7 protein-coding genes are annotated in these 13442 nt (G+C 44.4%); 5 read left to right on the top strand and 2 right to left on the bottom strand.

Annotated features, from left to right (window positions below; translation table 11 throughout):
• The first annotated feature begins 521 nt into the window (after window positions 1-521).
• The 4 genes from KHO06_RS22780 (at window position 522) to KHO06_RS22770 (ending at window position 8055) form a co-directional block, all read left to right on the top strand.
• The gene (locus KHO06_RS22780) at window positions 522-2234 is read left to right on the top strand and encodes a hypothetical protein (RefSeq protein WP_212582586.1); all 1713 of its coding nucleotides are present in this window, start codon (window positions 522-524) and stop codon (window positions 2232-2234) included.
• Window positions 2235-2237: 3 nt separating this feature from the next.
• Window positions 2238-3167, top strand: coding sequence for a hypothetical protein (locus KHO06_RS22775; protein ID WP_244858417.1), 930 nt, complete (start codon window positions 2238-2240; stop codon window positions 3165-3167).
• 147 nt (window positions 3168-3314) lie between these two features.
• On the top strand, window positions 3315-3797 hold the full coding sequence (locus tag KHO06_RS26645; protein ID WP_244858416.1) for a hypothetical protein: 483 nt from the start codon (window positions 3315-3317) through the stop codon (window positions 3795-3797).
• Window positions 3748-8055: an OmpA family protein gene (locus KHO06_RS22770; protein ID WP_244858415.1), complete on the top strand. Its 4308-nt coding sequence runs from the start codon at window positions 3748-3750 to the stop codon at window positions 8053-8055. Before KHO06_RS26645 ends, KHO06_RS22770 begins: the two co-directional genes overlap by 50 nt.
• A gap of 111 nt (window positions 8056-8166) precedes the next feature.
• On the opposite strand, the gene KHO06_RS22765 is transcribed toward KHO06_RS22770, so the two are convergent.
• The gene (locus KHO06_RS22765; protein WP_212582585.1) at window positions 8167-9795 is read right to left on the bottom strand and encodes a sigma-54-dependent Fis family transcriptional regulator; all 1629 of its coding nucleotides are present in this window, start codon (window positions 9793-9795) and stop codon (window positions 8167-8169) included.
• Complete coding sequence (gene tssH, locus KHO06_RS22760; RefSeq protein WP_212582584.1) at window positions 9782-12460, bottom strand: type VI secretion system ATPase TssH; 2679 nt, start codon at window positions 12458-12460, stop codon at window positions 9782-9784. Before tssH ends, KHO06_RS22765 begins: the two co-directional genes overlap by 14 nt.
• 454 nt (window positions 12461-12914) lie before the next feature.
• On the opposite strand from tssH, the gene KHO06_RS22755 reads away from it, so the two are divergent.
• Window positions 12915-13433: an Hcp family type VI secretion system effector gene (locus KHO06_RS22755; RefSeq protein WP_005426983.1), complete on the top strand. Its 519-nt coding sequence runs from the start codon at window positions 12915-12917 to the stop codon at window positions 13431-13433.
• The last annotated feature ends 9 nt before the right edge of the window (window positions 13434-13442 follow it).

Genomic DNA, 13442 nt, shown 5'->3' with positions numbered 1-13442 from the left:
CGCAATGCTATACCCCAAGTATAGAGTTCTGCATAAGGTAGGGTACTACCTATCAGTTGTGTAATTGTAATGAAGTGGCACCAGCCTAGCATCACATCAAAGCGATTACGCGTTTTTGTGAGTGTGACACGCACTCACCTTTTTTATTCAGACTTCCTCAGTAGCGATAAGCTATGTATTGCTACTGAGGAGTGCATATCCCTTCAAAATCTCAACTTGTGGCAATCAGCGCTTAAACTGAATTTGTTAACTTCTGCTCAAATGTAAAAAAAACTGTTTTTCTTAAAGCCTTCTTTTTGAATAAGCACAGTAGGCAATGTGTCCAAATTGCTAGTTAAAATGACTTTGTGGGCTGTTGATTTGTCGGTTTGCGGCGTTTTGGGTTTTTCTGCAGGTTTTTCTATGTGATTGAATGTTATGAATTAAATTAGTAGCATTAACGCACCAAATCGTACCAGTAAGCCTTATCAGCTTAAACGTCACCGCAACCATATTTACGATGTTGGTTGTGGAGAATTCAAATGCATTTAGTTTGCAAATTTATACCTAGCTCGAAGCTTTCCTCCAACGAGCTATCCTACGTCCTTACACCTGATGAGTGTATAGGGCAGCTTTCGCGTGTGCGAAATTCAGAAGATATTCTCAGAAACCTGCCTAAAGAGCTTGCTCAGAAGATCTCAATCTCTGCTAAAAAGTCTAGCGCCGGCTTGCTAACGGCTATTCGAAATGAGTTAGGAAGTGGGAACTGGGTGGCGTTGTCTTCCTTCTCTCGTCGAACACCGTTAACAGATACCCAATTACAAAGTTTCCCAAGACTAAAAGCACAGCTTGAATCTGTCTCATCGACTGGTGAGAGCAAAGTCTATAAAGCGGGCTATAAGCAAGTAACGGACGATGTTACTTTGGTTCGCAGTTACGCGCATGTGCCTTATGAGCCGAGTCCAGAACACAAAATTGTTGTCGAGTTTGCTGGGCAGTGGTCTAGTAATGCAGCCTGTTTGATGTTGGGAAAAACCGACGCTCAAAAAGAAAAAGTGACTGTAGGCAAGGCTGATACCGAGAACAAACATCGCAGCCTCGCGATGTTTAAAGATCTCGAAGCCGAGGGCAAAACGCTCTATATCAAAATTCCTTGTTCCGACCAGCCTCAGCCAATCTTGCTTAAACTCGCCGAAGATCTGCAACCCGTTGATAAAGAGACTCAGATGGATGAGTGGGATAACGTGTTGGTGCCTGTACTGCCTATGCTAGAGGGCATAAATGGACATGAGTTGGTTGTAGAAGGTTATTTCTATGTAATTTGGAATAACAACGTTTGGCGAGAGGTTGAAGTTACACCAAAAGGCTACTTTGCTGATGTCGATTTAGAGTACTACAGAAATAATGATCCTGAATCCTCGATGAAAACACGACATGTCAACATTGATGGGGCAAACCTTGTACCAGACTACTACATTGGCGAAGAAGCATTTGAGATTTATCAATCCGGTCAGAAAGTGTATTCGGGACATCTAAGCCTTGATCAAGGTGCTAGGGTATTTCGCCTTGTAGATGAGGAAGTAGATGTTATTTTTCCTGAATTAGATATTGATCCTATCACTGTTAAAACGGTGCTAAGCCCTTATAAAGCTGGCAAAGATGGTTTGCGTATTGCACAAGGTGTTCCTCTTCCGCATATTTGGGTGCCATATAAAGTCGCGGGAGAAGCACAAGAATGTTATATCCATTATTCTGAGTTGGCTTTGACAAACACGGAACTGTCTGAGCTAGAGAGTGATCCTGCTTCAATTGCTAAGTCTCTTTCAGAGCTGCAAATATACTCCTCTTCCCAAAGCTTTAATAATGCGGGTGAGAATATTACTCCAGTTTCTGGTACCGCATCGACAGGCATCGGCAGTGGAATCATCAACGAACACAAAGAAAGCAATATCGCGGGGCTTAAATTGGCTCCAAGAGGCGCTTTGCCTTCTATACGTTACCTTCACGAGCCTTTGACAGATCAGCCGGACGATTTCTTTGGGCTTCGTAACATAGAACACGATTGGATTCACAAATCGTACTTTCGTTCAGCGATGAAAGACGACGATGGTTATATGACGCTGCGTTTTGCATTCCCGCCTGAAGAGGTCAAGAACGTCGATATTGTTCGAGGTGTCCACTCGAGCCTCTCCACCGGTAGCCAACGTCTTGTCGTTGTAGAAGAAAATGTACCCATTTCAGAATTGCTAGGTTAAACCATGAAAAAAATACTATTACTGTTACTTACTGCTTTATCGATAGCGGGTTGTAAAGATGACGGCCGCACTTACGTGGGTGAACACAACTATTACACCATGGAACAGAGCGAGATCCGTAAAGCTGACTTTGCTACTTTTCAACAACGTGACTTTCCTCGTTACTTTATTCACCGTGCTAAAGAATGGCCAAGGGAAGATTTAAATGACGCGAGCTCTTACGATTTGCCCCGTGTTCAATTCACTTGGGCAAACTTGTCAAACAACCAAGGGTATGGGCCAGACCCTATGTACGATGAGTACGAAGGGCGTAAAAAGATTTGGAGTATGAAGACTGATGGTACAGACCTCCGCTTGGTTACCGATTTGCCTTGGTTGGGTAAGGATGATTCAAGTGTTGGTAAAACTAGTCGCTCGCCAAACAATCGTTATGTTGCAGTAGGTTATGGAAGTTTTAACAAACTTTTCGACATAAAAACTCAAAAAATGATCGAACTACCGCATGAGAGAGAAGGGCCTGCCGGTTTCCTGTGGGCTGAAGACAGTAGCTACGTTTATTACCGTACGGGTATGGTTGGTCGTGTGGTTTATAAGTGGGATATCGCTAAAAGTGAGGCGGAAAAGACCGATCTGCACATAACTGATACAGGTATGATTAAAGATGGGAAGCGTTACAAGGTCACGGATGTATTTACTGTTGTTTATGATGAGAAAACAGGTAAAAAGTTACAGAGTGCTCGATGGGGAGAAAACTTAAAGCCTCAGGATGCGCGAGCTGATGTGACTGCGATAAGCCCTGAAGGTGACGTATCTTGGGGAGCGAATATGAGCGCAGGTGTTTTCAAAATGGATGTTATAGCTAATCGTGAAGTACCTGCTTCCCCCCCCGATGCAATTTGCTATTGGTTTAAACAGTCGTTTCGCATTAATTAATAAACATATGACACGAATGAGTGTACTAGATAACAAAACCAAACAAGCGTGGGATTGGGATCCGCTAGCTTATAGTCGCACTTTAGACCCTGTCATCGTTTATAACCTCAGAGCAAACCATGGTAACTGGTTTAAGGAGGCCAAATAATGGCCAGAACCTACGATGATGAGATCTACTTATTTGGTGCTTTATTCCACGGCTACGATACAGACGAAGGACGAATATTTGATTGGCATACAAAATCGGACTTAACGCAAGTTGATGAGTTAACAGGTAAGATTCGTCCCATTCCTTCGACTCCAGTGATGGTCAATGCCTTGTCGGGAGGCGAACCCGCACTGTGGGGCACCACCAAAGAGGGAAAATTGGTGGAGTTAGGTTTAGGCGAGCCACCACAAGCAACGGGTAAGCAACCTTTATCAGGAGAAAAAGTCGGCTCTGAAACTTCTGCACCAAGCGATGTCGACAATTTTGAAGTGCTCAAGTTGGGCAACCGACCGGAAGGGATCCGCAAAGGGAAAAGCTATGAATTAAGCTTTCCGCCTTTGCGTTTGTTGGCGCAGATGATTGCGCCGCAGAATGATTCAGAAAGTATGGGGGGGGGCAAAAGATCTGGCAAGCCTTGCTGAAAACATTAAGCATTTTGCTCAGTATATTGATGATGGGACTAACAAAACAAAACAAACTGGTGTGCAGTTCCAACTTACTGAAATTGCCCTGAGTCAACTTGCACCTGCTTATGTTGGGGGTGATCTTACGCAAGAGGAAGAGCGCTACAATAATTGGTTGGAACGCCAGAAAAAAAGAAATCTACCCCTGAAAGGTTTTGTCGTGCCAAGAATGCACAGTTGTGCGGTACTGTTCACAGACAAGCTTTATGGTGGCGCTGAGGTTTCGTTGATTCGCCCAGTTAAAGATATTAAAGCTGGCGATTTAGAGAACGCATCAGAGAGAAAACTAGGTTATCTAACCATACAAAAACAGACTCCTATTTGGTGTGAAGATCTTGAAGCGAACGATGTATTACCAAGCGTCCTGTTTCACCTTGACCCTAGCCAAGTTGAAGATGGTTTTTACTTGTTGCGCATCCAGTTTTGGGAAACTGAATGGAAAGCATTTGATAACACACGTAAAAAGTTACCTGAAAGTGTGTTGAAGGCCAATGTCACAAAGCAGTTCATGAAACACCCTCAAACAGGTAGGGAGCAGAATGTATATACCTATGAACTGCATGAAAAGCTGATGTTTATTGAGACAGCAGGTATTGGCAAAATGGCGTGTGTGTGTGGTGACATGATCACCTTAGAGGAAGCGCTTATCCAACAATTTCCTAATCAGCTGCCATCTTATTCAGACTACGCGACGAAGGGGTTAACCTATCAAACTAAGCAAAAACCGGGCGTCGCACCGTTATCTTTGCATGCTGCGATCAACAAAACCTACGAAACGTTGAGCAGTGACTTTCTCTCTATTGAGGGCGCAAAGCTTTATGGCCCACCTGCAGAAATGGCGAAAACCATTGGGCAGGCGCTATGGGAAAACAGTGAATCGGGGGCCTTACCTCCATTTCTGATGAGTGGTATCGCGTTACATTCGGCACTTGCCGCAACCAGTGGTGTTAAAAAGAGCGTCAGCCTTGCAAAGATTTTTGCGCGTAAAGAGCTAACGCTGAAACAAGCACAAGCGTTAGTGTTTAGAAAGCATGTCATCGATATCCCTTATATCAAACGTGCTTTTAAAGCGGCAGGCCCAGAGTCAAAAATCATGCGTGGCGTCGGACGTTTAAGCAGTGATTTTTTGAGCGGAACAAATCGCGCGCTACCAGCTATTGGAGTTATCGCAAGTGGCAAGGAAGCGTTCGATCAATATTCGGCGTTCTCTGAACAAATTGAAAATGCGAAAGAAGCGCAAGAAACTTTAAGCAAATACGCTGAAAACTATCTTTCTTCTTTAACGTTTGTTCGTCGCTTTGATAATCCAGAACATTGGCAAAAAAAGGCAGAAACGGTGCAGGAAGCACTTGGTAAAGAAGGGAATGCTCAGATCTTTGCTGATGGTCAAGGGGTCGTTGTTCGAATGAACTTCAAGTTTAACTCTGCTGAGTTTGAGAACGAAGTTCAAGTACTGCATATCGACTATGTAGAAGTATGTAAAAAATTATGCCAGCTTTTATCCCAAAACCCTGATTACCAAGTTGCCATTATTGGCCATGCAGGGCCAATAGGAACGCATGAAAATAACTTAAAGATATCTAAAATGCGTGCGGATGTCGTTAAAGAGGCCATCCTTGCCAAAGCAAGCGGAGAAGAACGAGCGAACCTAGAATCAAGGTTGTTTATTGAGTTTAAGGGTAAGTCGCAACTGATTGATGATATCGACGGTTATGCCGACGTTAACGATCGATCAGATAATGCGGATATTGCTGTGAACCGACGTGTAGAGGTAAGGTTGATCATCCCTGACTTCGCGGTTTCTCTACCACCGAGTCGGTCTGGGACGATGGAATTAAATCGCGCGCATCAAATTTGGGAAGGGCATCAGCTTGCGGCAAAGGAAGCTGAAGATAAGATGATTCTTGCCGCCGTTGACGCAATGGCAAGCGTTGCAATCTGGACGCCTGCTGCACCAGTGGCTGCCTATTATTTTGCCGGTAAAGTGGGTGTGGATCTTTTGGGTGCTGCAACTGATTTCTATGGCGACCTTTTTGGTGATGCCACGTTTAAGGAGATCAAAGCTCAGTACAACAACAAAAGCATGCTAAAAACGCTCAGCAGTATCAATAAAGAGCTTGTCTCACTGTATAAGGGGATCAGTCAAGATCTTCAACCTCAGGTCATTGATGCCGTTGGCTTAGCCGACTTTCTTAAAAAACAGGCGAATCATGATGAGTTGTTGAAGCGCTTTTTGTTGCGCTCCTATGCTTTGAATTCTTTGATTGAGTTATTAACGCTTCTCCGCGCTAAGTGGAGCCTTACGGGTGACTTTGATGATTTCATTGAGGATTATCGAGTTGACGAGTTTATTCAGCTGTATGTCATGAGTGATAACTGGGAAATTCCAGTCAATGATGGCAATACGCTTGCCCTGAACTGGGTAAACCGTTTTAACAAATCTGGTTTGTTCTCTAACTCTGGCATCAATAGCTCGCTACAATGGAATTACGGTGAAAAAATAGGTGGTGCATTTAATACGGGATTCCCTGTACAAACACGTCTATTTTTGGACCGAAAATCAGATGAGTCCTTGCAAGAAAGTGCTTCTATCCGAGAAGGCCTAAAGGCATTTTGTCACGACTTCAATTTAGCCAAAGAAGAACTTGGACGTGATGATATAGAGTTCAGTCGCTTGCTGGTCCAAGAGGATGGGATATGGAAGCCATATATCGAATGGATATTTGAGAAGAATGGACGAAAGCTACGCCCACAAACGCGTGTGAAACTACAGGTGGTTTTAAAAGATGGTTTCTCGTCTAAGACACTGTTTTTACAGGAGGTCGCTTATCGCGCCGCTGTTGTTGGTTTGGACTCTCATGGGCCAACCTTTGATGTGTTGTTTACAAAAATGGATGCTTCTCAATTCGAAGACCCTGATAAAGCGATTCAAAAACACTTTGAGAGTAAAGGTGTCGAGCAATTGTATGGTCTTGAATTTGAGCCGACATATGGCTTTGGAGAGTTTTTAATCCATGGCATCAAGCCGCTATGCCCAAATGTTAAAGTCATAGATGAGGTGAAAGCCTTCTTTACAGGTCAAAGCGTGTTTGAATATGTTCGAGACTCTGGTGCTTTTGAACAGATGAAATATGTCTTCTCACTAGGAGGACATGATTTGCTAGCGGGTAAGTTAGAGGGCTTGGGTACATATAAAAATTACACTCTAGATATTACTGAAGTTAACTTTGGTATCGATGGTCAAAGCCCTGCACAAGAAGCGAAAAACTTTAACGGTCGAACATTGGAAAAGACGAAACTCACAGACACTGACTTTTTAATCGAAGAGTTTGTCATGAGTGAGTCTGCATCATCTCGAGACAGTACACCGAAGGTGATCGATGGCAACCTTATTATTTTGCCTGGTGTTGAAATTGACGGTGACCTTGCTTGGGGTGAAAGCAATGCGAATAAACTGATAAGCAACAAGTTTGATTGGTCGAAAGAGCAACGGTTCTCACTTTGTTTTGCGGTGTTAGGGGATGATCGTGCGAGTGACGATTACGATACAATGTTACTCAACGCCATTGAATGTGGGGTGAAACTGCAGATCAAAGATGGTCCAGTTAAACATGACGTGATGCATTATGCTGGAGTGGTCAACATTCGTTCTCGTCTTGTTACCGAGAAGTCAAATACTGGGTATAACGGAATAGAAACAAGAACCGTTTTTGATCTAGAGCTTGATGATAGCGACGCTACTAAGCGTACAGGTCTGGAGCAAAGCGCCGTTCAATTTATTGATCAGAATGACGCTAATTTTTCCGGTTTATTAACTTCAAGCGAGAAAAAGCACCTTTATATGATTCGCTTTGATTACTCTTATGTGTCGCCTACAGGCAAATTAGTTAATGGTTTAAGACCTTTTGGTGATGTTTTAGATGGTAATGATCTAAAACCTATCAGACTCGAGTTGGCTTCATTTGAACAAATGGATACGAGTGAAGGTTATGAACTACCGAAGTTTGAGCTTCGAGTTCCCGCGGTGAAAGACTTCATGACGGGTAAGCCATGGATAGAAACGGTTGAAAAGGAAAAGGTGACAAGTGAGGCGAATCACTTGCACTGGAAAAACCTAGAGGTACAGAACGAGCAGAAACGATATGTTGAGAACTGGATAACGAAACAAGCGTCTTCGCTTAATGCTCCGGAAATCGCTCTTTTACAGGCAAAATAACAAATAAAAAAACCGCCTTCGGGCGGTTTTTCTTTTCTTACCAATGGGAACTGAAGTAAGATTTCTCGCTTCTCGCTTCTCGCTTCTCGCTTCTCGCTTCTCGCTTCTCGCTTAACCCGCAGCGGAAATATCGTACTTCTTCATTTTGTGGTTAAGTGTGCTCATTGGGAGCGCCAATTGCTCGGCGGCTTTCTTGGTGTGCCAATTACAAGCATTTAAGCAATCGATGATCACTGTGCGTTCGTATTGGCTAACAACGTCCTTTAGGCCGATTGCCGCGTCTTCTAAATCCGCTTGTGCTGGCTCGTAGGCAGGTTGTTCTGGAGCAGGTGATGCCGCTTTTACTTCAACACTTGGCGTGTCTTCTGGGATTTGTTCACCAAACTCGATGTGAGTAATGGTTTCAAAATCGGACAGCAGGACCGAGCGTTCGATGATGTTTTTGAGCTCACGCACGTTACCCGGATAAGAGTATGCAAGAAGCTGTTTACGCACGTTGGCACTTAACCCTGGCGCTTGCGGTAAGCCTAGGGTCTTGGTTGTGTGCTGCACGAAATGTTCTGCGAGAGGAATAATGTCTGACTCACGCTCTCTCAAGGGAGGCAGCGTAATCGGGAATACATTCAAGCGATAGAACAAGTCAGCACGGAACCCGCCGTCTTTGATCTGCTTCATAAGATTGCAGTGGGTGGCTGCGATAACGCGAACGTCTACCTCAATCTCTTTGCTGGCACCGATAGGACGAACCTTACGCTCTTGCAGTACTCGAAGTAGCTTAGCTTGAAGTAGCATTGGCATATCACCAATCTCATCTAGGAATAGCGTGCCACCGTTGGCTGCTTCAAACAGGCCCACTTTATCTTTGTCTGCGCCAGTGAATGAGCCTTTCTTATGCCCAAAAAGCTCCGATTCCAATAACTGCTCTGGAATAGCCGCACAGTTTTGAACGATCAAAGGCTGGTCTGCTCGGTTAGAGTTCTCGTGAATGTATTTCGCGATCACTTCTTTACCTGCACCAGTTTCACCACGCAACAGAACGTCGACAGGAAGAGATAGCACCTTATCAAGACGATTTAAAACATTGAGCATTTCTTCGCTCTCTGCAATCGGGCCTTGATAGGTTTTCTTGGTACGCTTTTTAAGCTGAGTGTTCTCACGGAGCAGTGCTTGGTTATCGGCACTGAGGCTTTTGATCACTTGCCCATATTGCTCTAACCAAACCGCTTGGCGAATATTGCTCGCGGCCATACGACAGAACTCAGTGAGTGCGGCTTCGTTGTCGATAACGCTTAAATCGAGCAATACTAACAGGCCGATGGTTTTACCTTCGTTGTCGATAAGTGGCCAAGCCAATAAGTTTTCGCTCTTTAGTCCAAGTATCTGCTCGCTTTGATAAATGCTTTCACAGTCGTAACCGTTGTACTTATACAGCTCGTTGATCAACACCACTTCACCATTGCGAATCGCAAAGTTAAATGGGTCGTTCTCACTGGCAGAATCTATCTGCAATGCTTCCCAAGGGTGGGAAACAATCGTTTTATCGTTATGGTGAGCGGTACTTGGGATCAACGCTTGACCAGTCTGGTCTAAAACGTAAATGATGCCATGCTTTGCGAGTGTCATTTGTCTCGCAGCGGTCAACACGGCATCTAACGTTTGGGTCAGCTGGCTGCGATCAGCCAAAGATTGGCTGATCGCAAGTAGGGCGTTGCTAAGTTCGCTATGATTAGCTGAACGCATAGGTTAGTGTTCCTTGCTCATCGACAGAAACTGCGATTTGCGTATGTGAATCATCCTTGTCATGCACCAGTAGCTGTGTCGATAGCTGCGGCAGTAACTGACGGTTGATGACCGCGTCAATGTTACGTGCGCCTGTTTCAGCAAGGCGACAGTTACCCAGTACGAATTCAACCAAGCTTTCTTCGTAGCTCAGAGACAATTTGTGATGGCTCTGTAGACGCTGAGAAACTTTGTTTAGCTTGTGATGAATGATTTCTGTCATTGCTTCATCAGATAGCGGAACAAACGGAAGCACAGACATACGTGCCAACAGCGCCGGTTTGAAGTGTTGGTTCAACGTCGGGCGGATGGCTTCTGCGATGATGTTGGCATCGATGTCTTTTGATTGATGAACCAAAGATTCAATCTCGTGCGTCGCAAGGTTGCTGGTCATGATGATCAGCGTATTCTTGAAGTCGATGGTGCGGCCTTCGCCGTCGTTTAACGTACCTTTGTCGAACACTTGGTAGAACAGGTTCAATACTTCTGGGTCGGCTTTTTCCACTTCATCTAGCAGTACAACAGAATATGGGCGTTGACGTACCGCTTCTGTCAGCATGCCGCCTTCACCGTAACCTACGTAACCCGGAGGTGAACCAATTAGGCGAGATACCGTGTGCTTCTCTTGGAACTCAGACATGTTGATGGTCGTCATAAAGCGCTCGCCACCAAACATTTGATCAGCGATCGCACGAGCCGTTTCGGTTTTACCCACACCACTTGGGCCAACTAGCAGGAATACGCCTGTCGGTGCGTCTGGGTTGCCTAAGCCTGCTTTTGCTGTTTGGATGCCTTCAGACAGTGCATCGATAGCGTATTCTTGGCCTTTGATGCTCTGTGTTAGGCTTTCTTTCAGTTTTAGTGTGGTTTCTGCTTCGTCTTGAAGCATCTTACCCATTGGAATACCAGTCCAGTCTGAGATCACGTGGCTGACTTCATCTGGACCAACTTCAAAATGAACCAGTGGGTTGCCATTGCGGATTGCGTCTAGCTGTTCTTGGCAGGCTGAAATTGCAATGCGAACGGCTTCTTCATCCATTTCTGCATATGGAGAAACGTCTTGCTCTTGTTCTGAATCTTCGTCTGCAGCAAGTTCTTCTTCATTTGCTTCGCCCAAGACCAGTTCATGCAAGCGAGAGCGTAGAGCAATCATCTCTTGGATCTGCTCTTTTTCTTTATGCCATTGGGCTTCTTGCTCTGCCAGCTCTTCTTTCGTTGTTTCCATTGCCAGTTTTAGGCCTGGAATGTTAGCAAGGCTGTGCTTGTCGCCAGTTTGCTGCAGGGCATCACGCTCAAGTGCTTCAAGTTCGCGCTGTTGAGCTGCAAGTTCTTGCTGCAGAGTTTCAACAGAAGCAGGAATGGCATTAAGGCTGATGTTCACTCGTGCACACGCTGTATCTAGTACATCGATCGCTTTATCCGGCAGTTGACGGCCAGAGATGTAACGAGCAGAAAGCGCTGCAGCTGCGGTGATCGCGTCGTCACGTACGTATACATTATGTGACTTCTCGTAAGCTGGGCGCAGACCACGAATGATCAATGCCGCTTGCTCTGGAGAAGGCTCATCAAGTTTTACCAGCTGAAAGCGACGTGCAAGCGCTGGATCTTTCTCGAAGTACTTTTTGTATTCCGACCAGGTTGTTGCAGCAATTGTTTTCACTTCGCCACGTGCTAGGGCAGGTTTTAACAAGTTGGCTGCATCACTGCCGCCCGCTTGGTTACCGCCGCCGACTAGAGTGTGTGCTTCATCGATGAATAGGATGATTGGCGTTGGCGAGTTTTTCACTTCATCCAATACCGCGTTTAGGCGTTTTTCGAATTCACCTTTTACGCTTGCACCTGCCTGTAGAAGACCCATGTCCAGACCGTAAAGCTCTACGCCTTTGAGATTGTCTGGTACGTCACCTTGTACAATCTTAAGTGCCAAGCCTTCTACGACTGCGGTTTTACCAACGCCCGGCTCACCGACAGCGATAGGGTTGTTTTTACGGCGACGGGCAAGAATGTCCACGATTTGGCGGATTTCTTGGTCGCGGCAGAAAACAGGATCGATTTCGCCTTTGCGTGCTTTACCAGTGAAGTCGGTCGTGAACTTGCTCAATGCCGAGCCATCTTCGCGAGCTTGTGTTTTTTCGGAAGTCGCGACTTGCGCCTCAATAGAGTGGCTTGTTAGCTCTGCAAAGTTACGCTTAAGGCTGTCAGGGTTTACCGCTTCAAGGATAGAGGCGTAACCATGTTGGCCGTAACGTAGAGGGTTGCCAACAAGAGTAAGGAGTAGGGCGCCAGAGCGGATTTGTGTTTCGGATAGATCTAAAGAAGAAACCAGCCAGCTTTCTTGTAACCATTCGATTAATAAAGCAGAAAAAACAGGTTTGCTGCCATTTCCTTTGGCGTTGGTATCGAGTGTGGATCGAACCGATTGTCTTAATAAGTTCTCAGAACAATCAAAATGACTTAATAAGACGTCAAAATCACTATTTGGCCTTTCTAAAAGACTCAGTAAATAATGCTCAATTTGAACTTCGTTTGCTTTTTCAGAGACTGCAAGTGCAGCTGCGTCTTCTAATGCGACTTTTGCAATTGGGTGTAGACGCTGAATTAATGAAGAAAGGTTTATATTTATCATAGCCATTTTATTCTTTAGAGGAAAAGAGGTAGCCGCTATTATACTAAAAGTGATAACGCTCTTTTTTTATCAAGATATTTTGACTATCGTTTGTTGGTGATTTTAATGACAATATTAGTGCGAATATTTATCTTGGACAACGCTTCCTTGTTATTTTAAATTAATTGTTGGTTAATATAACTAAATGGCTAGTGTTAATAACTTTATTCTCCCTTTGATATATGGTTATTTTCACTTTTTATCAGCGAAACAATTTATTATTATCTGTTTCCAACTTTTTGGTTTTTTATCCAATAAATTGTACTTAATAAATTGATAAATAAAGCTGCTTTTGAGCTAAGTTATTGTATTGTAAGGTTTATAAAAGTTGGCACGGAGTTTGATTATACCAAGTGGTCGCGGTGATAAGCGATTTGGTGATTAAACAAATACAGATTTAAAAAAGGAAATAACGATGCCAACTCCAGCATATATGTCTATCAAAGGTGAAACTCAAGGTCACATCACTAAAGATACTTACTCTGCAGATTCTGTAGGTAACACATGGCAAGAAGCTCACGTTGATGAGTTCCTAGTTCAAGAACTAGACCACGTACTAACAGTACCGCGTGACCCACAAAGTGGTCAGCCTACTGGTCAACGTGTTCACCGTCCACTTGTTGTAACTAAAGTTCAAGACCGTTGTTCTCCACTACTATTCAACGCACTAGTATCTGGCGAAAAACTTCCTGAGTGTGTGATCCGTTTCTACCGTACTTCAGTTCAAGGTAAGCAAGAGCACTACTACTCAATCAAACTGATTGATGCACTACTAGTAGACATACAAACTCGCATGAACCACTGTCAAGACGCTGCAACAGCAGACCGCGTGACAGAAGAAGTTCTTAAGCTGACTTACCGTGCAATCGAAGTAACTCACGAAAACTGTGGTACAGCTGGTAACGACGACTGGCGTGCTCCACGCGAAGCATAATTGCTTTTT

The sequence above is a fragment of the Vibrio sp. B1FIG11 genome, assembly GCF_905175335.1.
In the GTDB taxonomy this organism is placed as follows: domain Bacteria; phylum Pseudomonadota; class Gammaproteobacteria; order Enterobacterales; family Vibrionaceae; genus Vibrio; species Vibrio campbellii.
Note: the sequence above shows the minus strand (reverse complement) of the source record. Positions and strands in the feature narration are given on the sequence as shown.